Below are 24,904 nucleotides of genomic sequence, written 5' to 3'. Positions count from 1 at the left end.
GGCTACTAACGTGCCATTGAACGAAATTGCACCATCGATCGGTGGGCTGCTCCTGGCAGAGTCCGACGGGCTAGGTATGTCTAGCGTTCTCCCGGTTCTGATTGGAATTATCGTAGGCGCCGGCGGCCTACTGCTACTCAATATTCTCCGCGGACGCGATCTCAAAGCGCAGGCCCAAGCTATTTTGGAAAAAGCCAAGAGCGATGGCGCCAATGTGGTTCGAGAAGCGGAATTAGCTTCCAAGGAACGAACGCTGCAGACCAAACAGCAGCAAGAACAGGAAGCTAACCAATTGCGTGAACAAGTCCGCAAGCGGGAAGCGGCCCTGGACCGGCGCGAGGAAACACTGCAGCAAACGGCCGATGACTTCCGCAAGCAGGAAAAGATGGTTGAGGCCAATCAACGACGCTTGTCTGAGAAGATGCAGGATGCGACCAACCGCAGTGAGCAGTTGAAGAAGGTCCTTGCCGACCAGACCCAGCAACTGCAGCAGATCAGCGGATTGAATCGCGCCGACGCAGAAGACCGATTAATGAAGCTGCTCGATCGGGAGCTTGAGCAAGAGGTCGGCAACAAAATTCTCAAACACGAACGTCGCGTTACGGAGATCGCAGAGCAGAAAGCTCAAGAGATCATCCTAACTGCCATGCAACGCTATGCGGCCTCGCATACTGCCGACAGTACGACCAGCACCGTAGATATCCCCAACGATGAAATGAAGGGGAGAATCATTGGGAGGGAGGGACGCAATATTCGCGCGTTCGAGAAGGCGACCGGCGTGGACGTGATTATTGACGATACTCCCGGAGTCGTCATCGTCAGCGGATTTGATCCGGTCCGTCGCGAGGTAGCCCGACAAGCGCTCGACAAATTGATTGCGGATGGGCGCATTCACCCGTCGCGGATCGAGGAGATCGTGGCCGAGACCGAGAAGGAACTGGACCGGTTCATCCGTCGCAAGGGACAGGAAGCAGCTGAGGAAGTCAATATCGGCGGGCTGCATGAAAAGATCATTTACATGCTCGGACGACTCCACTTCCGTACCAGCTTCAGTCAGAATGTCCTACGGCATAGCGTAGAAGTCGCCTTTCTATCAGGCCTGATGGCCGAGATGACCGGACTCAACCCAGATGTCGCCCGGCGCGCCGGCTTGCTGCACGACATTGGCAAAGCGGCGGACCATGAGTTGGAGGGAGGGCACCCCAAGATTGGAGCCGACTTGCTCAAACGGCACGGTGAGAACGAGTATGTCGTGCACGCAGCCCTGGGACACCACGACCAATTGACCAGCGACTATCCCTACACGCTCCTCGTCGCCACGTCGGATGCCTGCAGCGCCTCCCGACCAGGCGCTCGGCGTGAATCGCTGGAACGTTACATCAAACGCATGGAAGAGCTGGAATCCATTGCCAAAGGCTTCGGCGGAGTGGAGCAAGCCTTTGCCATCCAGGCAGGCCGAGAATTGCGCGTGATTGTGAGCGCCCGAGAAACCGACGATGCGAAAGCAGCCAAAGTCTGCCGCGACATCGCCAAAGCCTTTGAACAACAATTGACCTATCCCGGCGAGATCAAAGTGACGGTCGTGCGAGAATCACGATTCATTGAGGTTGCCAGGTGATTCCACCGGAACATGTCCCTCCCATCCCCGCGTCGCTGCTCGAACCGCTCCCCCCGGTTCCCGCTGGCTGTACGCGCATCGCACTCATCGGCGACGTCGTGGGGAAACCCGGCATGCGGATGGTATGCAATGCGATTCCATGGTTACGCCGCCTGCTGCACATACGCACGGTCGTCGTCAATGCGGAGAATGCTGCTGACGGCTCTGGCCTGCGTTGCAAGGATTACCGGCGTTTGGTCGAGCACGGTGTGGACGCCATTACGCTCGGCGACCATGCCTTCCGCAAGCGGGAGATCATGGAAGTGCTCGACAGTCAGCCCAATATCGTGCGAGCGGCCAACTGGCCTGCCGACGGACCTGGCTGCTCGCTAGCGATTGTTCCCATCGGCGATGGCCTATCCATGGCGGTTACAACCGCCGTGGGGCGAGTCTTTATGAAGCCCGTCGATTGCCCCTTCCGGGCCGTGGACCGAATTTTGGCTGAAGTTGCCCCCGAAGTATCAATTCGGCTGATGGATTTCCATGCGGAGGCCACCAGTGATATGCAACTCATGGGGCGACATCTCGACGGTCGCGTCACGGCGGTGTTAGGAACGCACACTCACGTAGCGACCGCAGATGAGCAGATACTGCCAATGGGAACAGGATTTCAGTGTGACGTGGGGATGACTGGCCCATTTCAGAGTATCTTGGGTCGAAAGATAGAGGCTGTGCATACGGCTACAATTAAGGGAGTTCCACTCCCATTCCAAGTTGCGACCGAAGACGTTCGACTCAACGGCACCTGGTTCGATGCTCATATGGAAACCGGAAAATGCATGCAGATTGGTCGCATCCATTGGCGTGAATCTCTCATTGACCAATTTGTGGCGCAGGCACAGCGCGACCGTCAAGTTCTTTAGAGCAACACTCCGACCGCATGCCGCATCAATCGCCCCAGACCGAGGGGCCTCCCTCGCTTCGTTCTCCGCGCAAGTTGCCTGCAAGCCTCCGTTGGCTCTGCCTGCTGGTGGGCGGTGGCACGCTGGGGCTGCTGATCCTAGCTCGCAGCCTTGAGCCGGCAGCAGCGGGAATCGGCACCCACCAACAATTGGGGCTGCCTGCCTGCCTTTCCATGGTTTGGCTGAATCGCCCCTGCCCCGCCTGCGGCATGACGACCTCATGGGCCCTGTTCACCCGCTGCGAGTTTGCCGCGTCCGCCTCGGCCAACCTGGGGGGATTTTTGCTAGCCACAATCGCTCTAGCATTCTTGCCGGTGAGTTGCTATTTCTTCCTACGGGGACGAGCAACTCGAGGGTCTTGGTTCTCACTAGCACTTGCTCTAGCGTTGGCTTCGGCGCTCGGCGCGGCAGCCATGCAGAGCTGGCTGCGTTAGTGACGAACGCTCTTGAGCCAATCTCCCTCGCGCCCTCACAGGCGTCCCAGGCAGAGCGCATTACACATAACCGCAGCATGAGGCCCAGCCCCCAGGATAACGCCCGTCGTTTCCTGGCAACAAACCGCCCACGCCTCTACGAAAGACACAAGCCGATGCAACGACAACAAAGACTCCTCGCAGTCCTGGCCATACTGACTCTAGTGCCGATGGCCAGTGGTTGCATCTCCCTCGCGGCCAACTTAATCGGCGCGGTGCAAGGTACCGACCGCCCAGCTGAATACACCGGGCTCAAGGGCAAGCGCGTGGCGGTCATAGTGGCAACCGACAGCGGAATTGGCGCCGATACCGCCAGTGCCATGCTGGCGAGCTATATCCAAGCCAATCTCAAAAACAATGTCAAAGACATCGATCTGGTCCGTCAATCAGAAGTGGAACGCTGGGTAAGCTCCCGCGGTCAAACCGACGGAAGCTATCTCGATATCGGCAAGGGAGTCAAAGCGGAGCAAGTTGTGGCGGTGGAAGTCACCAATCTTGGGCTTCGCAACGGTGCAACTCTATACAAAGGACATGCCGATTTGGTAGTATCGGTCCTAGACATCACCGACGAAGGCGAAATCATGTATCGCAAACACTTGCCGGAATTTACCTTTCCCAAGATGGGCGGCCCCTCGGTTACCGACACCACCGAATCCAAATTTCGCGGTTTGTTCCTTACCGTGGTAGCAGAAAAAGTTTCCGGTCTATTCTATCCTGTTGATCCGACCGCTGAAGTGGCGCTCGACGCCACCGCCAATTCGTTCTAGAGCGAATCGCCTCCTCAATGTAGCCCGTCTACTCAATGCACCAGCCCGGTCCATCACTGCTTGACTTACCAGAGCTTTCGGGAAATCTAGCGAACTCCATTCGCATTCCACCAGAGCTGGATGTTCCCGTAACGTCGCGTGTGATGGCTTTGGTTGAAACTCCGCAGATGCAGCGTCTGAAGCGGATCACACAACTCGGACTTGTCGGTCACGTCTACCCTGGTGCGACACACACGCGTTTTGAGCACAGCCTGGGGGTCTATCGCCTGGCCTGCGAAGTCTTGCGACACCTGCTCGGCGTCGATTCCCATTTCGCTTCCAGAGTTACGGATCATGAACTCAAAATATTCTTGGTAGCAGCCCTCATGCACGATGTGGGGCACTGGCCCTACTGTCACCCGTTGGAAGATCTAGGACTCCCCTGGATCCCCAAGCACGAATCGTTGGCATTGGCGCATCTATCTGCCCCGGAGGTCCATTCGATTCTGCAGAGCCAATGGGGTCTCGCACCTCATGAAGTTTCCGATTTCCTGTCTGAGCAGCCAACCAGCGGTGTCTCTCCGGTGCTGTACAATGTGCTCAATGGCCCAGTAGACATCGATAAGATGGATTACCTGCAGCGGGATAGTCTCCACGCAGGGGTGCCCTATGGACGCAATTTCGATTCGGGCCGCTTGATCAAAAGTCTGTGCATCAACCACGACGAACAGAGCTTGGCGATTACCCCGAAAGGCAAGACCGCCACAGAGCTGCTGGTCTTCGCCCGCTATGTGATGTTCAGCGAAGTCTATTGGCATCACACCGTTCGAAGTGCCACAGCCATGCTGCAGCGGCTGGTATATTCGATTGCTCAAGCAACCAACGCGGCGGAGCTGGGGGCTGAAGCGTTGGCCAACAATTGGCGGGAATTGTGGCTTCAGCAGACCGATTCGGAATTTGCCGAACAGATGCTCGAGTGTTCGCGGCGGATCCCCGACTTGGCAAGTCTGGCGTGTGGGCTGTTTGGCGTCGACCGCCGGCTCTACAAGCGTGTCGCGCAGTACAGCCACGCCGAGAACCCCCAAATCCATGCAGCACTAGCCCAGCGTCCCTACCCACACCTAGTCCAATGCGCTGCCAAGCTTGCCAAACAGTTGAGTCGCGGTCTCGCGCGCCCGCTGCTCGCAACCGACGTCCTCCTGGATGCACCTCCGGTTAAACTCGAAGTGCAATTTCGCATGGGGATTCGACTCGCGTCGGGCACCACTACCGACGCCGTTTTTGCGCCGTTAACGCAACAATCCCCCGTGGTCCGTGCCTTGGCAACCGACCAATTCGATAGCTTCGTCAAGCAGGTGCGGGTATTCATCGCTCCCGACCGGGTCCAAGAAATCAGCTTTACGGAAGAGTCGTTAGCCGACTCCCTGATCGCCGCAGCGAGTAGCTGCTCCACCAGTCCGCATTAAAGAGTGCGGCTGGTATCCATTCTTTGGCTACCCATTCTTCGGCTCCAGAACTCCAGCAGCTCGCCGCAGTCGCAGTGCTACCACGCTCGGCGTCAAAAAAAACGGCTGGCGCGCACGGCCCGATGGCAAATGCTATGATGCCCAGCAACGCTATTTTTCATGCATTTCCGTACGCTGGCGAGCGACCCAACGTCAACGCCGACACGGCTTAATCATTGGCCGAATCGATCTGGCAACATCCCCCCACCCCATGCGAATTCACCTAAATTCGTTCCCATAACCATTATCCCCAAGGTGCGATACTGATGAAATGGACTCCAGGCATCATCGAACAGAAAAGCGTTTGGGCTGAAGGACTCTTCACGCTGAGAATCCGTGCTCCAGAGGTTCAATCGTTCGAGCCAGGTCAGTTTCTGCAGTTGGGCATGGAGCAACCCGACGGACACTTGCATCGTCCCTATAGCGTCGCTTCGCCACACGGTGAACTGCTCGATTTTTTCATCGTGGTCGTACCAGACGGAAGACTCACTCCTCAGCTATGGAAGTTAGAGCCAGGAAATTCAGTCGACGTAAGCAAGCGAGCAGCCGGAAGCTTTACGCTGAGCCATTGTCCCGACGCCAAGGACCTGTGGCTAATTTCGACGGGGACGGGTTTGGCGCCTTACATCGCCATGCTACGCACCGAACTTCCGTGGCAGCGCTATGATCGTATTACGGTCGTGCATGGAGTGCGCTATGCAGCCGATTTGGCCTATCAGCCGGAATTGGCGCAATTTACCGCCACCTATGGTGACCGCTTCCACCATATTCCGGTCGTCTCGCGTGAAGCGGCTCCACAGGCTTTACCTGGCCGCATAACCACCTGTATCGTCAACGGCAGTCTGGAAGAACGCGCTGCAACCCGTTTTACAAAAGACAGCTGCATAATGATGTGCGGGAATCCCGACATGTTGCAAGAAATGGAGAACATCCTGGGCGAACGCGGCCTGCGAAAGCACAAACAAAAAGAGCCGGGGCAAATCGTCGTCGAACGCTACTGGTAAACTTGCAGCGGTGGCTTTTATTGCTTAGCCTAGTTGTAATGGTCGGCTTACCGCGAATGGTCCAGCGACTCGCTTCCCTACTTTTGCGCACCGCGCCTCTCCAATCAATCCTAGAACGAGTTTAATTATGACAGTCGAACATCCCCAAAACGAAGACTCTCGACGAGCTTTCCTGAAGCAAACGGCCACCGTCGCCTCGTTGGCTACCGTCCCCTACTTCTTCTCCTCCCCCAAGACATTGGCCCAGGAAACCAAGTCGAAGAACGACCGAATCCCCATCGGCGTCATCGGTGCTGGCGGAATGGCACAAGGAAACATGAATGCCGCTAAGGAGTGGCTGGATGTAGTCGCCATCGCCGACGTCGACTCCGATCGCGGGGCGTCTGCAAATCAAAAGATGAGCGGAGGTAAAGCGGATGTCTACGAAGACTATCGCCAAGTCATCGAGCGCGATGATATTGATGTGCTTCACATCGCGACTCCCGACCACTGGCATACCAAACCGTTGATCGAAGCCATGTTGGCCGGCAAAGACGTGTACTGCGAAAAACCACTCACGCTGACGATCGATGAAGGCAAACTCATCCGCAAGGTTCAACAGGAAACCGGTCGAATCGTTCAGGTTGGAACTCAACAACGAAGTACCTTCAACCTGTTTGTAAAAGCGATGGCCATGGTGGCCGAGGGACGCGTGGGCAAAATTCAGAAGATCACCGTATCCATCGGTGGCGCCCCATCCAGTCCGTCCATTCCCGTGGTCGATGTCCCCAAGAATTTGAACTGGGATAAGTGGCTGGGGCCAGCTCCAGCGACCGACTATCGCTGGTTAGGTGCTACCGATGACCGCAAGCAGGTCAACACGAACTGCCATTATGAATTCCGCTGGTGGTACGAATACTCCGGTGGAAAATTGACGGACTGGGGTGCCCACCATGTTGACATCGCAGTCTGGGCCTTGCAATTGAACGGCCAGAGTGATGGCCCCTTGTCCATCGGCGGTTCTGCCGAGCATCCGGTTGAATTCGTCGACGGAGTTCCTGCCCAGCACGACCGATACAATACCGCTACCAAGTTTTCATTCAAGACGGTCTATCCGGGCGGAACCGAACTCTGGATCGAATCCAATGGCCGCAATGGCGTTCTCATCGAAGGAGACCAAGGGCGAATCTTTGTGAGCCGTGGTAATCTTACCGGTGCTCCCGTGGACGCTCTCAAAGACAACCCACTCCCAGAGGATGCGATTCAAAAGGTCTACAAAGGCCTCCCCATGGAAAGCAATGAACGCAAGGCTCACTGGGCTTGCTTCCTCAATTGCGTGCGCTCCCGCCAAGAGCCAATCTCGGATGTCCATTCCCACATGAAAATGCTGAATATTTGCCACCTAGCTGGCATCTCAGCCCGGTTGGGACGTGAACTCAAATGGGACGAGAAATCGGAGCAAATTGTAGGGGACGACCAAGCCAATTCGATGCTCGGACGCGAGTACCGTAGCGGCTTTGAAATCGAAATCTAGTACCGCGCACCCAGCAGGTAGACAACCGGGGTTGCCATCCAACCGCACTAGGAAACGTCCAGGAACCCTTGGCAGTGCATGCACTGGCAAGGGTTTTCCCATTTGATCTCTAATGTCCCTCAGGTGCCCCCACTGTCTCGGTGCCTGTTCCATCATCCGCTTTTTCAATTTTGCTGAACTCATGCGACTCGACGGTAGAACCGCTTTAATCACCGGTGGAACTCAAGGCGTCGGGGCGGCGATCGCCGACGCTTTGGCCCAAGCCGGTTGCAATCTGTTGCTCCATGGACTGCAGGCCGACGATCACAGTCGGCAGACCCAGCAGGATTGCCAACGCCATGGTGTCGAGGTTCGCTGCCTGTTCTCCGATCTGACCGCGCCAGTCCCCGACTGCGTGGATCGCATTCTTGAGCACTGCGACCCTGCCGATGTCCCCATCCTGGTCAACAACGCGGGCACATTCTGCGACAAGCCATTTTTGGAAATGGACTACGCAACCTTCGATCGTACATTTCGCCTAAACGTGGCAGCGGGCTACTTTCTAACCCAAGCCTTTGCTCGCCGCTGGATCGCCCAGGGCGTCGCAGGACGCGTTCTGTTTACAGGCTCGATCAATGGTGAACTCGCGGAACCTAACCATACGGCGTATGACTCCAGTAAAGGTGCGGTGCGAACCCTGGTCCGCAGCTTGTGCGTAGCGTTGGCACCGCACCGTATTCGCGTCAATTCCATGGCCCCAGGATTAGTCATATCCCCGCTAACCGCTCCCTCGCTTCAGCCGGGCTCTGCCGACCTGGCATGGATGCAATTGCATACACCCAATGGACAGGTTCCATCGGCGACCGCGTGCGGTTCAGCGGCATTGTTCCTCTTGAGCGACGAAGCCGAACACGTCCACGGTCAGACCCTCATGGTCGATGGTGGAATGAGTGTTTGGCAGCAACCAGATTTGCCCTCCCATCTTCGCGCTCAATGGAAGTAGCTGCACGTCGCTTGCGGGGCGCTAATGGTTTTGATTCGAATTCATGGCCAGGTCCATAGCATCCGACTGCTGGCATGTCGACCTAGCAGCCGACGAGCGGAATTGTTGATTGGCCGCTACCACCAGTCCCACCGCTGAGAAAAGAAATCCATTTTCAATGGATGAGAAAGAGACCTCATGGAATGCCATTTGAATCAAATGCACTCCGCCCATGCACAGCAGAATAATCGCCAATCCTCTTGCCCACTGCGGTGCTTCCTCATTGCGCCACAGAGCCATCGCCTGTTGGCAGGCAGCCATTCCCACGAAGGTGAATAGGGCGAAACCGACAATTCCCAAATCGACCATCAAGCTCAAGAAGCTGTTGTGATGCACATAGCCTCGGATTGATTCGAGGCGAATATCGGTGGATCGATCCGACAGGTAGGGGCGGTTGTAGACTTGGAATTGGTTGAAGCCAAACCCGGAGACGGGGCGGTCCTTGATCATTTCTAAGGAAACATAAGCGAAAGCAGCCCGCATGTAGGTACTCTCTCTAGTTTCAGCCGCGGAGTATTCTCGCTTGAAGGCGACCAATTCTGGGCCCTTGAGCACCAAGACACCAAGTGCTCCAAACAGGATGCTGACAATCGCAATACGCTGAGGCAACCCTTTGAGGCAAAAATAGACCAAGATACAGATGACGAGCCCCAGCCCCATCCAGATGCTGCGGGTCAACGTTAGGAAAGCAGCACCCCACATCAAGGGCGTTACGAAAGCCGCCAGCATCATGCGCTCGCGAGAACCGGGATTCAGCCAAATCGTAAACAGGATTGCCGGTAGCCAACAAGCAATAATGCATATCCCCAACCGGACCGATTGCAGCATTGGGCCACGCGCTCTTCCAAAGTGAATTCCCAGCGCGGGATCACTGATGAAATGGGGAAACACGAAACTCCAGAGTTTTGCGGATTCTAAAAACGCAGTTAACGACAGATAGCATCCCATTGCGATGAGCAAATACAACGCAGGCTTCAATTTCGCAACGTCTAGCCTAGCGGTTCGCAGGGCGGCGTAGAGTGCGAAGGGAATCAAATAGCCATTGATTAGGTGCATGAGCGTGGGGGGCTGACCGGGCAGAACCGCCCCCAAGGGTTGCGTCATCGTTCGCGCAACCAACCAGAGTGCGAACAATCCAATAGTCACATCAACATTCTCGAGGCGATTCAGGACCAGTTCGCCGCGATACCATTGAATGGCGACCTGCGCAGCCAGCAAGAGAAACCAAAAGCGATCGAGCGTCCATGTTAGGCTCGCTGCGTCCACGGCGAAAAACTCCGCCGGAAGACAACTGGTTGAAACCAGAAAGAGCGCCGTGGATAAGAAAACCGAACCTCGCACCAAGGCGATTACCGACCACACGCCGAGAGCTAGACAAAGGGTCAGTACAAGAAATGGCATGGAGCATGCTCAAGAAGGATTTCAGATATCGGACTAAGGCTTCTGCGTGAATCCCATCCGGTTTAAGGCGAGGAAACGCACTGAAACGTAGCTTGCCACTTAGCGCGTGCGTTGGGTTGAACAGTATTGCCTAACCGTCCTACCGATAGCCAGCTCTTGCAATCCCTACAATCCATAGGATGGGTGCAGGCTCGACCAGACTGTGTCTAGATACGCTGGGTCGGGCCGTCTTTGAACTGTTCTGTAAAGCACCCTTAAAGCAGGAGCCACGCGGCCCACGGATACCATTTCCGCTGCAAGTGTTTCCTGCGAATTCTGCAATTTGACTAAGACCAACTGACCGGACTGAGAATGAGCACGCGTATCAAAGAACCAGCTCTCTGGCTCTATCAGAAGGTCACGTCGCGCCAGAGAACGCGGTTGTTTGATCGGCTTCAGAGCAGCGGCCGCGTTCCCGTTGCCATCCTGTTCTACCATCGCATTGCAGATGCAGCTCCTAACGACTGGACGATGAATTGCAAAGACTTCGCACTGCAGCTCGACTGGCTGCAGGACAACTTTGATGTTGTCTCCCTGCAGGAGGCACAGAATCGCATTCAGTCACCCACCAATACACGACCGACAGTCGCAATCTCATTTGATGACGGATACTCCGAGAACACCGATTTTGCCATTCCAGAACTGGTGCGGCGAGGGCTGACGGCGACCTACTTTGTCGCAACAGACTTCGTTCGCAAGGGGACAGCCTTCCCACACGACATTGCCGCAGGCTGTCCGCTGCCGCCCAATACCATCGAACAATTGCGGCAGTACGTCGACGCAGGTATTCAAATTGGTGCCCATACGCGAACGCACCTGGACCTTGGCTCGACGCAAGACAAAGCCGCGGTACGAGCTGAAATCGAGGGTAGCCGCCGAGATTTACGTGATTGGCTGGGGATTGAGTGCGACTATTTTGCGTTTCCGTTTGGCCTCCCCCCCAACACCTCCCAGCTAGCCGTCGATCTTATTCAAGAGCTAGGATTCCGAGGATTTTGCACCGCCTACGGAGCGTGGAATTGGCCTGGCAGTGAGGGCACGCATTTGAAGCGAATTCACGCCGATCCTGGACTCGTCAGCCTGAGAAACTGGTTGACGCTTGATCCTCGCAAGCTGGAAGACAAGCGAGAACTACCTTTCAGTACGGCAAACTCCATCCCTCGGCTTCCCCCACTCCCCACCTACGCATGTTCATCTCTCCCATCGGCGGTGTGATACGAAAGTTGAATCAAGTGCCAACTAAGAAAATTCTCCCGGCTCGCACAGCTCCACTACGCGTAAAATTTGTACTCACAAGCTTGCCGGTTGGCGGTGCGGAAACGCTTCTCTTGAACCTCATCAGTCGGTTGGATCGGCAGGCATTCCAAGCCGAAGTTGTCTGCCTCAAGGAACCTGGCCAACTGGGAATCGACGTATCACAGCTCGTTCCAGTGCATTCCCATCTACTGAATTCCAAGTGGGACTTACGTGTTCTACCTAGATTGGTCAAGCTCTTTCGCGAGTCGAAGACCGACGTGGTCGTTACCGTGGGCGCGGGAGACAAGATGTTTTGGGGGCGCCTAGCAGCCTATTTCGCTAAGGTCCCAGTCGTGTGCAGCGCACTACATTCCACCGGCTGGCCCGACGGCGTGGGCCGCATGAATCGGTGGCTTACGTCAGTGACCGATGGCTTCATTGCATGCGCCGCCTCTCACGCAAAATTTTTGGTTGATTTTGAACGGTTCCCCAAAGAACATGTCTTTACCATTCCCAATGGAATCGACACGTCACGTTTCCACCCAGATGCCCCCCAACGCGACTGGCTCCGAACGGAGCTGGGCGTTGCTTCCGACGCTAGGCTTGTGGGGATCGTGGCCGCGCTGCGCTCGGAAAAAAACCACCTACAATTCGTCGAAGCAGCCACTCAGGTAATCCGCAATCGCGCCAACACGCACTTTGTGATCATCGGTGAAGGTCCAGAACGTGCTTCGATTGAAAAAGCAATTGAAGCCACGAGCCAAAAATCCCATTTTCATCTACTCGGGAACCGCCACGATACCGAGCGTTGCCTAGCGGCACTCGACGTCTTCTGTTTAACAAGCAAGAACGAAGCCAATCCCGTTTCCATCCTAGAGGCACTGGCTTGCGAAGTTCCGGTCGTGGCACCCAACGTGGGATCGATATCGGAAACAGTCATCAACGGCAAGACGGGGTTGCTGACATCTCCAATGGAATCCTCCAGCACGGCAGCCGCAATTCTTACCCTCCTTTCCGATTCGGAGCTTTCCGAGCAGATGGGACGGTCCGGACGACAGTTGGTAGCAGAGTCGAGCAGTCTAGAACGCATGGTCCAGGGCTACGAAACGCTGTGGGAGCAGCTCTACAACGCAAAAGCCGCCATTCATCAGTCCGCTCCCTGGAAGCGACCACCTGCCAACTCGGCGGCTTCTCCCAACCTTGGACTTCACGAGGTCTTGCCAAGCCAGCCAGACGTCGCCCTGTTCCATTAGTAGCGTGTGTCATGAAACTTCCTCAGAGGCTCACCTTTGACAAGGAATCGCGAGATGTCCCGACAGACCGCCATCGCAAAACTCAGAGCAGTGCTATTCCAACGTCGCGAGTTAATCCGCAGCGCACTCCGCGGGGATCTCCACGCTTTGCGACAACTCAAAAACGCATCGGGAGAGCTGGCGGATGTTGCGTTGGACTCTTCCGATGAAGAAGTGTCCAGCCAGCGGGCAGAACTTGAATCGCACGAGTTGGACGCAATTGACAATGCGCTCAGTCGTATGAATAGCGGAAAATTTGGCAATTGCGAAGGATGTGATAAGAAGATCCCTTTGGCGAGACTGGAGATTCTGCCCTTTGCCACGCTCTGCATTGCCTGCCAAGTAAAACTGGAAAATTCCGGCTTTGCAGACTGGACCGAACTGACGTCAAGTGCGTAGGATGCAACGCAGCACGCCAATATCCTGCGGTGCCACTAGCCATTTTATGCGGCAGTGAATGGACGAGGGTTGGCGGTAAGCCGTGATCAGCCGGTGCAACCAATGCCGATTGCATCGGATAAGGAGGTACGACCCTACTGATCGGAACCACATGCACAACTGTTCGGTTCCGAATACCGTGACTTTTGGGTACATGTAGGCCGCTTCGCTAGCAATCATTGACTTGCTAGCCGTTTAGTTTAGACGAGTCTCGGCGGGACAGCCGATTCCACACCTTACGAGTGAATTCGTGTATCTTCCGACATTGGATGTTGGTGGATTCTGTGGACTCCCCAGCAGCTCATTTGCTTTGAGCATATTGGGTTAACTGCCAGCCGAGGATGTTAGTGGTGCGCAAGCTTTGCCTGACGAGACGCCTGATATGTATTGCCCTAGGGCTGTTGGCTGCCAAGCTCAACGTAGCTACGGCGCATGCACAGATAGTCCTAAGACCATCGCTGGACCCACCATCCGCTGCGAGCGAATACGCCAACGGCGATTATGCAGACTCCAGCCGACGGCAACGCCCAGTCTCGCGAGAGGCACCGCTGTCGAGTGTGTCGCGAGACTATAATCAACCGGTCCTTCCGGAAAGCAACAGCCGAGCTCATGAGTTTAAAGAGTTGCGTGCCGAGGCCGATGCTCTCTCGCGTCAACTAACACTCGTGCGGCGAATCGTTCACTTCGCCAGCCCGACCATCGTCCACATCGAAGCCACGAAAACAGCCGAGACAGGCAAGGGCTTTGCCAGTAGTCGTATCGAAGAGGCGGGAGCTGGTGTGCTGGTCAACGTTGCAGGCACTCCCCATGTGCTCACCAACCGTCACGTCATCCATCCAGCAGATATCCATTCGATCCGCCTCGAGCTGAACAGTGGTCGACGCCTTCAACCGACTCAAGTTTGGACCGATCCGTCTACTGACGTAGCCATTATTCAAATCGCAGAACGCGACCTAGTCACCGCCGAACTTGGCGACAGTGACGCAATGGAAGTAGGCGACTTTGTCCTCGCCATCGGTAGCCCATTCGGCCTCAGCCACTCAGTCACCTCCGGGATTCTCAGCGCCAAAGGGCGGCGCAATTTGGAACTCGGGTCCAAAGAAATTGAAATCCAGAATTTCTTCCAGACGGATGCTGCGATTAATCCAGGCAATAGTGGTGGCCCACTTCTCAATTACTACGGTCAAATTGTTGGCATCAACACCGCAATCGCCAGCAATTCAGGTGGAAACGAGGGGATTGGCTTTACCATTCCCATCAATATGGCGATGGTCGTTGCCGAACAACTGGTCTCGAGTGGACGCTTGCAACGCGCTTACCTCGGTGTCCAATTGGAAAATGCATTTGACCCAATCACCGCCCGCCGTCTTGGCTTGGGGACCAACATGGGAGCTCTCGTAAAATCGATTATTCCCAACTCCCCGGCCGATCGAGGAGGAGTGAGGGTCGGCGATGTGATCCTGGAGTTTAACGGATCGAAAATCTACAACGACGGACATCTGGTCCAATCCGTTGGACTCACGCCCGTTGGAAAATCGGTCTCGCTGGTCATCTTCAGAAATGGTCAAAAGCTCCAAGCCACCGCCGTGCTAGATTCCAGTCCAGAATCCTAACCCTCTGTACCAGCACAAGAATTTTCAGGGAGCGTGGGTGCCTTTCCCCCCCGGGCACTCTCCCTAGGCAAAGCGTCTACCGATCTGATAGCCCAGCTTTGCTCCAGCGCACCCTGGCGTTTAACCGTTTTACAACGGCGTCACGCCACCTATCCTCCCTGAAAAATCGCAATCGCAGGTCATAGCCACTGCTGGACGCTGCAAACCGACTCTCCGGCGTGTTGATATCTTGAGCCTGGAAACTACTGCGTAGAGGCGTGCCGTTGGGGAGCGTTTTCGGGTTTTAACGCTGAGGTAGTGCCATCCACGGCCCCATCGCGTCAATCCCTCTTCCTTGCTTACGCCGCGTGTTGCGATGTTAACAATCGGCATGCAGCGGGATGGGGACATGCCAAGTCGAGCAGTGCTTGTTGCCACTCGGATCAGTTGCAGTACAATTTGGGACACCGCAAATGCATACCAGCATCGCCCCTCTCTCGAATTGTCTCCATTGCATGCCCAGCCCATCGCCACAGCCGCGCCCCGATGAGATTCCCAAGGGGCGCCGACCAGTTTGGATCTTGCTTGCACTCGCCAGCATCTATCTTCTATGGCTAGGTTGGCTGAGTTACGTCGCCTGGGTGAACATCCAAGCGGGAAATCAATAGCTAGACCATTTGCAGAGTCACAGTGGCATCGGCCAAGGATTCGCGTGTCTCAAGCTCACTTGGGATCCGCAACTTTGTCTGCAAACACTTGCTTGAACTTTTCCACCTTGGGACGAACGACTCCGGCGCAATATCCGTCGTTGGGATTATTGCGGTAGTAGTCCTGATGATAGCCTTCCGCTTCATAGAATGGCGTTAACTTAGCAATCTCAGTTACAACAGGGCTACGGAACGCTCCAGCATCGTTGAGCTTGGCTTTGTACTTCTCGGCCAGTTCCTTTTGCTCGTCATCGTGATACATGATGATGGAGCGATACTGCGTACCAATATCAGCTCCTTGGCGATTGAGCGTGGTGGGATCGTGTGTCTTCCAGAACACCTCCAGGAGCTCGGGGTAGCTTACGACCGCTGGGTCATAGTGAATCTGACAGACCTCGGCATGCCCTGTCCTTCCCGTGCAAACCGCTTTGTAGGAGGGATTGGCGCCAGCTCCGCCCGCGTAACCTGAAACCACACTCTGCACGCCTTGCATATTCTCGAAGACGGCTTCAACGCACCAAAAACACCCACCCCCAAATGTGGCAATTGCCTGTGATTGGGCAGCCGTCTCCTTGCCAGCCGGAGTATCCTCGAGGGGCTTGGAAACCTGCTGTGGCTTGGAATCGTCGTTGTTTGCATTATCGCTAACGGCGGTATCCGACTTCTGAGCTCGCGATTCGCAAGCCACAAACGGCCCGCAAATCAACGCAGCGCAAATACTCAAGCGGACCAAGATTGGACCGGGGGAACTCACCAAGCAATGCATCGTAGTTTCTCCATCGAAGCAGGAGGTCGTAAATGTAGAACGGCTCGGCTAAATACGGTCCGACACCCTGAATGAGAACGTCCATGGCGGACTCTCTCCCAAGCTACTGAACTATCATCCTTAGCACGATACCCAATCAGCATAATCGATCGAATTGGAACAATCACCAGAAACCAAAGGGGGAGTAGGAGGACTGCAGCCTACTTCTAGCGGTTGTGGCCACAAATCGCTTTTCAGCTATTATTATAGGCTCTGGCCCACTTGCCCCCAATGGGCCGCCGTTTCTTGTTTTAAGCAGCTTATTGTGCATATCCAGCTCGGAACCTACCATGCAACTCGATCCGTTTCGCTGGCCAGTGTCTATCGCAGGGTTTGTCTACGATTGGATTATCACCCGCGAATGGAAGAAGGTGTTACTGGTCATGTGGCCAGTGTACTTATTGATCGCCGGTATCAGTTTTGTGTTCATCGCATCTCGCGGTGATCATCGCGCTCTAGCCCAATGGTACATGGAGCTGGGGGACGAAGAGATCGCGGGCTGGGAACAAGCCTGGGCGCCAGCAGTGCCGTCGAATACGCCAGAAGCAGAATCCTCCGTAGAGGAGCCCTCCACCACCGATGAAGCAGCGGAAAGCGAGAAACGCGCTGAGGTATCGCCGTTCGCAGACGTACTCTTCCGCCGTGCTCAACTGCTTTCACCCACCGATCGCGCCCAGTTTGTGATCGGTGCGACAATGGCTCAACGAGGTGCCGTCGCCCAAGCAGAAAGAATGCTGGTTAAGATTGCCCCCAATAGCGGCCCCGGTGGCTATGCTCCAGCCCATGCCGTTTTGTCGGAGATTTTCTTTCCGAAAGTTCAGAGAGCTCCAGAACAGAATTTGCCAATCCTGCTCCATCACCTCACTCAGGGTGCGCGATGGGAGCGGATGCCAGTCCGTCTTCTGTTAATCGCAGCCAAGCTGTTCGCCGATCTAGGACGCGGCAACGAAGCACTCAGCTTTATGGCCACTGCAGCCGAACGCGATCCAAGTCAGAATGTCAATTTGGCCCGCTTGGCATCCGCCTTGGGAAATCCTCGCGTGGCGGAACAAGCTGGCAAGACAGCCGAAGAGCACTTGCGGCAAGTGCTCCAAGACGATCCTAAGGATGCGGTTGCACGCTTGACTCTCGCCCAATTTTTAGCCGAGCAAAAGAGATTGGATGAAGCCGAACGTCTGCTCTTCCCCCAGAACCTCGAATTCGAAGTTACACCCGATATTCAACGAGCCCAATCGGAGGTCTATCGACTCAAGTTTCGCATGAGCGTCGTGGGAACCAGCGACGGAAAATCTCAAGCTCAAATCGGTTACCTGGACCGCGCCATGCGCCTGGATCCCACCAACCCTCGTGTTCCAGAGGAGATCGCTCAGCTGGCGGGAAGCGGGGGTTCGAAGGTCAACAATGAGATGGTGGCCATGCTCCGAACCTTCTTGGCTGAAGGCAAGGCCACCGTTGCCACCCATGCCTGGCTAGCTGAAACCTTCTTAAAACGCGAAGATTACGAGCAGGCCATCCCGCACTTGGAACAAGTTGTCATTCGCCTACCTACGCAACCACAGTCTCTGAATAACCTAGCTTACTCCTTGGCAGCCAGCCCATCGGCAGACCGTCTGGAGGAGGCGCTGGACTACGCACAGCGGTGCGTTATTTCCGCCGCTGCAGCGAAAACCCCGCGGGCAGAATACTACGACACAATGGGTATTATTCTTACTCGCCTAGAACGCAATCAAAAGGCAATCACTGCGTTTGAGAACGCTATCGAGATTGCTCCGACCGTGGTGGACTACCACCGTCGCGCCGCTGAGCTTTATCGTCGCGAGAACAATCCACAGATGGCGAAGAGTCACGAAGACGTCGTCCGCAAGCTCAATGCGGCTGCGGCAGCCGAGCCGCCACAGCCCGCATCGAATGCAGAAGCTGCGGCAGCCGAGTCGACGACGGAATCGCCCTCCATTCCGGCGGATGACAAGAATTAGGTAACGAGCCCCTTGGTCACCATCATGAACACGTCTTCCAATGTCGGCTCTTTGTCATTAAAGCTCCGCATTGAAACTCCTCCTTGGACTAGGCGATTCATGATTTCCGCTAATTGCTGATCGTCCGCTTCAAGTTCAACGAGTACTCGATCTCCCAAGATTTCGATGTCGCGTAGCTCGGGGCACGAACGCAGAATGGAAACCCCAGCTTCCACCTGCCCATTGAAACGAATGTCCACTTGCCGATTTCGGCGAATCTGACGATACACATTGTCGATCGGACCACTCATCAGCAATTCACCACGCTCAATAATTCCAATTGAAGAGCAACAGTCGGCCAGCTCCGACAAAATGTGGCTGCTGATCAAAACCGTCTTTCCCATCCGACGCAGCTCTTTGAGTAGTGCCTTGACCTCGATTCGTGCGCGTGGATCCAATCCGCTCGTAGGCTCGTCGAGAATCAACACGGGGGGATCATGCACCAGCGTCTTGGCTAGGCATAACCTCTGCTTCATTCCTCGCGACAACCCGTTGACGAAATCGTCCCGTTTGTGCCCTAGATCCAACAGTTCCAGCACGTCCATAATGACTTGCTTGCGTTGGGAGCGACCGATCTTGTAGGCCACCGCAAAAAAATCGAGAAACTCCCAAACCTTCATTCCGTCGTAGACACCAAAGTCGTCGGGCATGTAGCCGATACTGCGGCGGACATTCATCGGATCTTTGTTGACGCTGTATCCGTTGACCGTGGCATCCCCCCGCGTCGCCTTCAGTAGGGTTGCCAAGTAGCGAATGGTCGTGCTTTTTCCAGCTCCGTTGGGGCCAATGAACCCAAACATCTCTCCCGCTTCGATCTTAAGCGATATGGAGCCCACGGCTGTAAATTCGCCATAGTCTTTTCCAAACTCTGAGATTTCAATCATGGAACGGCTTAAGCGGGGAGTTCTAGGAACGGGAGCGAAGGATCGAGGGCCAGGAAGCGCAAGAGCGTTGGAGCTAGATTTTGGGAGGTTCTCCGCCAGGTTCTCCGACCGATGGCGATACATCCTCCTGCGGTTCCTCTGAATTCGGTGGGTCGTCTTGCAACAACTTGTCCAAAGCAGCAATGCGTCGACTCTGAATATTTGCATCGGGAGTGATCGGCCCCAGCGTCTGTGGCAGCAGATGCGCAACCACGACGCACCGCACATCAAGTTGATCTTGGGTCGGAATGATATTGAGTTGCCCCGGGTGGTCGTCAGTGTATCCAATCAATCGCATCTGCCCTGGCATCAGCGGCGTTTTGCGGAGAACCTCAAGCATCACTCCCCCAATCCACAATTCCGAATCGGCCTCGGAGTCGGTCTTCGCTCTAGCGGAAATTTGCTGAGCACTGGTAATAGGATTGGCCATCCACTGCGAAGCAAATCCCTCCACTCCATTGCTTGACGACAACCTTTGAAAACGCAGTGCCGCCGAGCCTCCGGACTCTAACGCGCCTACCCAAGCGGAATGAATCGTGCCATCGTCGGCACACCGCAAGACCTGAGTGCTTTTCAAGTTCAGTTCCGATCGGTTCTTCAGGCCCTCCTCACCGGTCGCAAGTTTTCCTAGCTGAATCCCTCCGGAAAACTCAATCATTTGCTCTGCGTGCAGCATTTCCGTCGAATTGGAGTAGACCGTTAACGGTTCGAGTGTCACCCCAGCGGAGCGTCCATAGTTGGTGCGTAGATTTCGAATCTTGTCCACGGCACGACGGTCTGTTCGAGAAACATCAGAACTTGGTAAAGCCACGCTCCCATTCTCGGGCAATTCGACCGCATAGTTTGTGGACAGGGAAGTATACAACGCCACGTATTGGGTCAGGTGCCCACGAGGATAGCTGCCATGCAGTTCCAAAACCGAGATCTCGGTAGTGCGACGGGCAAACCCGATATCCAACCGGGCGACACTGGTAACCACCACCACGCCCACCAGCGCTAAGATGGGGGCAGCCAGCCAAGCATATTCCAAGCGTCCCATCAAACGAAACAGCAGCCAGTTCACCGGCACTAAGCAGAATAAGTAACCGGCCAAGAGGTAGAGAATTGTCGTGCGTGTCGGGAGCACAATTCCTGCGGCCGAGCGCAGCGCCGTCAACGCAGAGTGCGACAAGCCGGAGAAATCATTCCAGGCTGCGCCGCCGCCCCCCCAGCGCATCGCTTCATCAACCATCGGGGATGCTGAATGCTCTTCGGCAACCGCTGAGGCGTCACCCGCAAATGACGGTTTGACGGTCCGTCCGGAGTTCCCCTGTCCCTGAACTGCTGCCGCATCTCCCGGCTGAGTACTGCCAGGTGTGTTCAATGCCGATCCGGATCTCGTTGTTCCTACAAGGGACGTTCCCAGCTCCCCTAGCCTGGTTTCTCCCAATTCCTGGACGGTGTTTGCTGACAGCGGCAGGTCGCGTGAAAGAATTCTGAAATTGGAGTGCATGCGAGGATCGCGCTCCGCGCCCTTGAACGGTCCTGCCCACATCTGGGCCAAGGATTGATTGGCGTCATACTGGGTGAATGCGCGCGAGGCCCTCCTCAGCAGTCCGCTAGAGAGAAAGCTCGAAAAATAATTCCAGCGATTGATGCGAGTCTCACGTAGTGGAAATGCCGTCAACACGACTCGGCCACGGCCCACTTGCCTCTCCGCCACGAGGTGCCCAGTACCTGGCAGCCACGCACCATCTGTGTTCAGTTTAAGATTGAGACCCGCGATCGCCGCCCCCTGAACAACGAGTGATTCACGAATTTTGGGGTGCGATCGATCCTCAACCTCCCAGTGCGCCGAAAGCTCAACAAAATCGGCGGTTTCCAAGAGCGTGGAATCAGCGCTATCTGCAGGTAAATAGGGAGACAGAAAAGAATTCTGCAGACGCGTCCAACTACTCGGGCCACTAACCACTAACTGGCCGCCCCAATGCACCCAATCAATCAGCGCTTGCTGTTGTTCACGCGACACGTCTTCAGCGGCGACATCGTCCCAAACGACGACTGCGATGGAGGTCATCGTCAGCATGCTACGTGGCAGCGAGTATTGATTTTTGACAGGCTTTACCAACCGCACATGATAGCTGCGTATCCGCTCATCCGCCATCGAGTCGTCGTTGCGCCAAAAGACGGCATCGAGGCTACCTAGGAAGTCATAAGCTAACGCTTCGGGAGACAGGACTAGTAGCTGAAACTCATGGGCCTTCAGTTCATTTGCCGGCTTAGGAATGCGTTCGGTGAGCGGAGTCAGCAGCGGCCACGAGAGCAACTCCGTGCGGAAGGTCAACTGGTTGGAAACCGGCTGAGCCCAATCCTCCGGCTCCACGATGGCGGAATAGGGTACAAAGTACTGGAGGTCGACCGATTTGGTTTGCCCTTTCGGCAGGCTGGTGCGTCGCGTGAACTCGTTGAGGATATTGGTGCCGGGCAGTGGAGTCACGCGATCGCCACGCCCTACACTCCCCACGGCTAAAATTTGCAAATCCTCTCGATTGGATTTGAATTCTTGACGGGTTTCGAACCAATGTCCAGGCTTAGCGAACAACAGTCTTGAATCGCTGTCTGCCGGCAGCGATACCAGTTCCGATGCGACGATTGCCTCTCGTTTTTCTTGACTCTCGCGCGAGCGTTTCTCAATCTCTTCGCGGGTCAGCCTCTCACTCTCGGGGCGACAGCCACTGCAACCTGTTGCAAAGAGCAAGCAGATGAGCGACAGACAGCGCCACCAGAATGCGCAGCCATTTCCAGGCTGGCTGCATACATCATGAACGAATGGCAGATCGCGTTGCACTAATGTGCCTCCAACCAGTTATTGCCGATGCCTGTCTCGACTTTGAGTGGCACCGACATCTCCAATGCCCCCATCATGCATTCACGAATTACCGGCACTACCGTATCGATTTCAGATTGGTGCAAGTCAAAAACAATCTCATCGTGGACGGTCAGTAGCATTTTCGTTTGAAAGCCCCCGTGGCGCAGTGCTTTGGCAACGCGGATCATTGCCAGCTTCAGTATATCCGCTGCTGTCCCTTGAATGGGACTGTTCATTGCCAAACGCTCCGCGGCACTCACCATCGACTTATTGCGAGAGTTGATATCCCGGAGGTAGCGACGGCGTCCAGTCTGTGTTTGCACGAATCCGTGCTCCCGCGCAAATGCAATCGTACGATCAATATAGTCTTGGACGCCTGGATATTTCTCGAAATAGTTCGCGATCAGCTCATTGGCTTCACCACGAGGTATATTCAGCCTCTGCTGCAAACCGAATCCAGAGATTCCATAGATGATGCCAAAATTTACGGTCTTGGCCTTATCACGCATTTCGCGAGTGACTTCGCTTTCCGCTACCTTGTAAACCTTTGCAGCGGTAATCGCATGAATGTCTTGATCGCCACGGAAGGCTTCGATCATGGCAGGATCGCCACTCAAGTCAGCCATCACGCGCAATTCGATTTGAGAGTAGTCCGCCGACAGAATGCGAAATTCGTCGCTGCGAGCTACGAACGCCGCCCGTATCTCGCGTCCCCGTTGCTTGCGAATGGGAAGTGTCTGTAAATTGGGGTCCTTCGACTGGATGCGTCCCGTTGCCGTCCAAGCCTGGCTGTAATGGGTATGTACGTGGCCGGTCTTGGGTTGTACTGCTGCAGGCAATTGGTCGACATACACGCTCTTCAATTTGACCGCATTGCGGTACTGCAGAATATCGCTCACGATGGGATGCCGCCCCTGCATGCGTTCTAGTTCCGACTCTCGGGTAGAATACTGCCCCGTCGCGGTCTTCTTCGGATTTAAATCCAACTCCAACTCTTCGTACAACACAACGCCCAACTGCTTGGGAGAATCGATGTTGAATTCATGCCCTGCCCCTGCGTAAATGGCATCTCGGAGCTCATCGATCTCTCCCTGCAAGCGTTTGGAATACTCTCGCAAGGATTTCACATCCAAACGAATTCCTTCATATTCCATGTCTACCAAGACGGGCAGCAGCGGACATTCCACTTCATAGCAGACCTGACTGACTCCACGCTCTTCGATATCAGGTTTTAAAACGTTGGCAACTTGCAACGTCACATCGGCGTCTTCACAAGCGTACTCAGCCACCCGTTCCACCGGTACATCGCGCAGACTCAACTGCCCTTCTCCCTTGGGGCCAATTAGCTCGGTGATGGAGACCGGTTGGTAGTTGAGATAGAGCTTGGCCAAGTAGTCGAGGCCGTGAGTCATCTCAGGCTCTTTCATGGAATGTGCCAGCATGGTATCCAAGAACGGTCCCTGCACCGACACTCCCTGCCATCTCAAGACCGACAAATCATACTTGAGATTGTGCCCTACCTTGCAAATCGACTCGTTGGAAAAGACTGGCTGAAGGTCGTCGAACACCTGCTTCAGCTCGTCGGGATCCTGCGGACAGACCACATAAAACGCCTCATGCTTCTTGCAGGAAAAGGCAATCCCCAGTGGCTCAGCAGTGCGAGGATCCAGGCTGGTCGTTTCCAGGTCGAAACAGAATTCCGGAGTAGCCAACAGCTGTTTGACCAAGTTTTCACGTTCGGCTTGAGTTCTCACTACCTGATAGCTGCGCTGGATATCCTCGAGTGTTTGTGCGTTCTCGTCCGCATCAAACTCGGCATCAAACAGAGTGGCCTGTATCTCCTTCTCCCGCTTTTCCCGCACCACCGTCGCGCGAGATGCCGCAGAGGAGAACGACTTACCAAACAATCGCTTACCGATCGTGTCGAACTCCAATTCTTGCAACAGTGCTTGCAGCTTCTTCTTGTCAAACGATTCCCACTGAAGGGCGCCCAGTTTGATATCGTGCGGAACATCGAGCCGAATCGTTACCAGTTTCTTGGAGAGTAGAGCTTGCTCGTGATTTTGTTGAATCCGCTCTCTTTGCTTGCCTTTGAGTTCGGCCTCACGCGCCAGCAACTCTTCAACGGAACCAAATTGCGCAATGAGTTTCTGAGCAGTTTTCGGACCAATCCCAGGTACTCCTGGAATGTTGTCGCTGGCGTCGCCCATCAGTCCCAGCACATCGATCACTTGCTCGACTCGCTCAATCCCCCACTTTTCCAGAACCTCTGGCACCCCCAGAAGCTCGACCTCCCCTCCCTTGCGGCCAGGCTTCAAAACCTTGACCGAGTCACTCACCAATTGGTCGTAATCCTTGTCAGGAGTGACCATCAACGTCTCGAAATCACAACTGGATGCTTGGTAGGCCAATGTGCCGATGATGTCATCCGCCTCGTAACCCGGTATGCGGATGGTGGTGATGTTGAACGCATCCATCAAGCGATCGATGTAGGGCAATTGGATAGCGATATCCTCGGGCATGGCATCGCGTTGAGCCTTGTATTCAGGGAAAGCGATATGCCGTGCCGTCGGCTCGGAGGTATCGAATGCGGCGGCAAGGTGCGTCGGATCTTCACGTTTGATGATATCCATCAACGTATTTAGGATCCCAAATACCGCCGAAGTGCAGAGTCCGCCGGAGGTAAAACGTGGACTTCGCACCAACGCAAAGTGAGCGCGATAGGCCAAGGCCATACCGTCGAGCAGTATCAATTTTTTTCCGTCGTCGCGATTAAACATCAACCTG

19 protein-coding genes are annotated in these 24,904 nt (G+C 55.1%); 14 read left to right on the top strand and 5 right to left on the bottom strand.

All coding sequences use genetic code 11. From position 1 onward, the window contains the following. The first annotated feature begins 76 nt into the window (after positions 1-76). The 8 genes from rny to Q31a_RS11110 all read left to right on the top strand — a co-directional run bounded on the left by rny (position 77) and on the right by Q31a_RS11110 (position 8,782). Positions 77-1,618 (top strand): ribonuclease Y, encoded by a 1,542-nt coding sequence (gene rny, locus Q31a_RS11145; RefSeq protein WP_145087136.1) that lies wholly within the window; start codon positions 77-79, stop codon positions 1,616-1,618. Further along, the gene (locus Q31a_RS11140; RefSeq protein WP_231691150.1) at positions 1,615-2,520 is read left to right on the top strand and encodes a TIGR00282 family metallophosphoesterase; all 906 of its coding nucleotides are present in this window, start codon (positions 1,615-1,617) and stop codon (positions 2,518-2,520) included. Before rny ends, Q31a_RS11140 begins: the two co-directional genes overlap by 4 nt. A 17-nt stretch (positions 2,521-2,537) precedes the next feature. Next, a complete protein-coding gene (locus Q31a_RS11135; RefSeq protein WP_145077561.1) occupies positions 2,538-2,993 on the top strand; it encodes a DUF2752 domain-containing protein in 456 nt (151 codons plus the stop codon). 155 nt (positions 2,994-3,148) lie between these two features. Further along, a complete protein-coding gene (locus Q31a_RS11130; protein WP_145077559.1) occupies positions 3,149-3,799 on the top strand; it encodes a hypothetical protein in 651 nt (216 codons plus the stop codon). Between the two features lie 35 nt (positions 3,800-3,834). After that, the gene (locus tag Q31a_RS11125; protein ID WP_145077557.1) at positions 3,835-5,244 is read left to right on the top strand and encodes an HD domain-containing protein; all 1,410 of its coding nucleotides are present in this window, start codon (positions 3,835-3,837) and stop codon (positions 5,242-5,244) included. Between the two features lie 305 nt (positions 5,245-5,549). Then, entirely contained in the window at positions 5,550-6,287 is a 738-nt protein-coding gene (locus tag Q31a_RS11120) for a ferredoxin--NADP reductase (protein WP_145077555.1), read from the top strand. Positions 6,288-6,414: 127 nt separating this feature from the next. Beyond that, entirely contained in the window at positions 6,415-7,800 is a 1,386-nt protein-coding gene (locus tag Q31a_RS11115) for a Gfo/Idh/MocA family protein (RefSeq protein ID WP_145077553.1), read from the top strand. 181 nt (positions 7,801-7,981) lie between these two features. Then, positions 7,982-8,782 (top strand): SDR family NAD(P)-dependent oxidoreductase, encoded by an 801-nt coding sequence (locus Q31a_RS11110; RefSeq protein ID WP_231691149.1) that lies wholly within the window; start codon positions 7,982-7,984, stop codon positions 8,780-8,782. Between the two features lie 21 nt (positions 8,783-8,803). On the opposite strand, the gene Q31a_RS11105 is transcribed toward Q31a_RS11110, so the two are convergent. Further along, complete coding sequence (locus Q31a_RS11105) at positions 8,804-10,222, bottom strand: O-antigen ligase family protein (RefSeq protein WP_145077548.1); 1,419 nt, start codon at positions 10,220-10,222, stop codon at positions 8,804-8,806. A 351-nt stretch (positions 10,223-10,573) separates the two neighbouring features. Between Q31a_RS11105 and Q31a_RS11100 the strand changes: the two genes are divergently transcribed. From Q31a_RS11100 to Q31a_RS11080, 5 genes are all read left to right on the top strand, one after another. Next, positions 10,574-11,476: a polysaccharide deacetylase family protein gene (locus Q31a_RS11100; RefSeq protein WP_145077546.1), complete on the top strand. Its 903-nt coding sequence runs from the start codon at positions 10,574-10,576 to the stop codon at positions 11,474-11,476. A gap of 17 nt (positions 11,477-11,493) precedes the next feature. Further along, positions 11,494-12,750: a glycosyltransferase gene (locus tag Q31a_RS11095; protein ID WP_197356661.1), complete on the top strand. Its 1,257-nt coding sequence runs from the start codon at positions 11,494-11,496 to the stop codon at positions 12,748-12,750. Positions 12,751-12,804: 54 nt separating this feature from the next. Continuing rightward, positions 12,805-13,188: a TraR/DksA family transcriptional regulator gene (locus tag Q31a_RS11090; protein WP_145077542.1), complete on the top strand. Its 384-nt coding sequence runs from the start codon at positions 12,805-12,807 to the stop codon at positions 13,186-13,188. A gap of 389 nt (positions 13,189-13,577) precedes the next feature. After that, entirely contained in the window at positions 13,578-14,840 is a 1,263-nt protein-coding gene (locus Q31a_RS11085) for a S1C family serine protease (RefSeq protein ID WP_197356659.1), read from the top strand. Between the two features lie 452 nt (positions 14,841-15,292). Next, entirely contained in the window at positions 15,293-15,487 is a 195-nt protein-coding gene (locus Q31a_RS11080; protein WP_145077538.1) for a hypothetical protein, read from the top strand. A 55-nt stretch (positions 15,488-15,542) separates the two neighbouring features. On the opposite strand, the gene msrA is transcribed toward Q31a_RS11080, so the two are convergent. Beyond that, positions 15,543-16,292 (bottom strand): peptide-methionine (S)-S-oxide reductase MsrA, encoded by a 750-nt coding sequence (gene msrA, locus Q31a_RS11075; protein ID WP_145077536.1) that lies wholly within the window; start codon positions 16,290-16,292, stop codon positions 15,543-15,545. 329 nt (positions 16,293-16,621) lie between these two features. Here msrA and Q31a_RS11070 point away from each other — a divergent pair, with 329 nt between their 5' ends. Next, a complete protein-coding gene (locus Q31a_RS11070; RefSeq protein WP_145077534.1) occupies positions 16,622-18,307 on the top strand; it encodes a tetratricopeptide repeat protein in 1,686 nt (561 codons plus the stop codon). Here the strand turns inward: Q31a_RS11070 and Q31a_RS11065 are convergent. From Q31a_RS11065 to polA, 3 genes are all read right to left on the bottom strand, one after another. Next, the gene (locus Q31a_RS11065; protein ID WP_145077532.1) at positions 18,304-19,230 is read right to left on the bottom strand and encodes an ABC transporter ATP-binding protein; all 927 of its coding nucleotides are present in this window, start codon (positions 19,228-19,230) and stop codon (positions 18,304-18,306) included. The genes Q31a_RS11070 and Q31a_RS11065 overlap by 4 nt on opposite strands. A 73-nt stretch (positions 19,231-19,303) precedes the next feature. After that, positions 19,304-22,096, bottom strand: coding sequence for a hypothetical protein (locus tag Q31a_RS11060; RefSeq protein ID WP_145077530.1), 2,793 nt, complete (start codon positions 22,094-22,096; stop codon positions 19,304-19,306). Next, complete coding sequence (polA, locus tag Q31a_RS11055; RefSeq protein ID WP_145077528.1) at positions 22,096-24,897, bottom strand: DNA polymerase I; 2,802 nt, start codon at positions 24,895-24,897, stop codon at positions 22,096-22,098. The genes Q31a_RS11060 and polA overlap by 1 nt, the downstream gene beginning before the upstream one ends. Between the last annotated feature and the right edge of the window lie 7 nt (positions 24,898-24,904).

Source organism: Aureliella helgolandensis, from assembly GCF_007752135.1.
In the GTDB taxonomy this organism is placed as follows: domain Bacteria; phylum Planctomycetota; class Planctomycetia; order Pirellulales; family Pirellulaceae; genus Aureliella; species Aureliella helgolandensis.
The sequence above is the reverse complement of the archived record's forward strand: the minus strand, read 5'-3'. Positions and strand labels throughout refer to the sequence as shown.

Bases quoted from the DNA above. Each gene is read 5' to 3' on its own strand.
- polA (WP_145077528.1), bottom strand. From the start codon at position 24,897: ATGTTTAATCGCGACGACGGAAAAAAATTGATACTGCTCGACGGTATG.
- msrA (WP_145077536.1), bottom strand. From the start codon at position 16,292: ATGCATTGCTTGGTGAGTTCCCCCGGTCCAATCTTGGTCCGCTTGAGT.
- Q31a_RS11135 (WP_145077561.1), top strand. From the start codon at position 2,538: ATGCCGCATCAATCGCCCCAGACCGAGGGGCCTCCCTCGCTTCGTTCT.
- rny (WP_145087136.1), top strand. From the start codon at position 77: ATGTCTAGCGTTCTCCCGGTTCTGATTGGAATTATCGTAGGCGCCGGC.
- Q31a_RS11120 (WP_145077555.1), top strand. From the start codon at position 5,550: ATGAAATGGACTCCAGGCATCATCGAACAGAAAAGCGTTTGGGCTGAA.
- Q31a_RS11125 (WP_145077557.1), top strand. From the start codon at position 3,835: ATGCACCAGCCCGGTCCATCACTGCTTGACTTACCAGAGCTTTCGGGA.
- Q31a_RS11100 (WP_145077546.1), top strand. From the start codon at position 10,574: ATGAGCACGCGTATCAAAGAACCAGCTCTCTGGCTCTATCAGAAGGTC.
- Q31a_RS11130 (WP_145077559.1), top strand. From the start codon at position 3,149: ATGCAACGACAACAAAGACTCCTCGCAGTCCTGGCCATACTGACTCTA.
- Q31a_RS11070 (WP_145077534.1), top strand. From the start codon at position 16,622: ATGCAACTCGATCCGTTTCGCTGGCCAGTGTCTATCGCAGGGTTTGTC.
- Q31a_RS11065 (WP_145077532.1), bottom strand. From the start codon at position 19,230: ATGATTGAAATCTCAGAGTTTGGAAAAGACTATGGCGAATTTACAGCC.
- Q31a_RS11115 (WP_145077553.1), top strand. From the start codon at position 6,415: ATGACAGTCGAACATCCCCAAAACGAAGACTCTCGACGAGCTTTCCTG.
- Q31a_RS11090 (WP_145077542.1), top strand. From the start codon at position 12,805: ATGTCCCGACAGACCGCCATCGCAAAACTCAGAGCAGTGCTATTCCAA.
- Q31a_RS11110 (WP_231691149.1), top strand. From the start codon at position 7,982: ATGCGACTCGACGGTAGAACCGCTTTAATCACCGGTGGAACTCAAGGC.
- Q31a_RS11080 (WP_145077538.1), top strand. From the start codon at position 15,293: ATGCATACCAGCATCGCCCCTCTCTCGAATTGTCTCCATTGCATGCCC.
- Q31a_RS11105 (WP_145077548.1), bottom strand. From the start codon at position 10,222: ATGCCATTTCTTGTACTGACCCTTTGTCTAGCTCTCGGCGTGTGGTCG.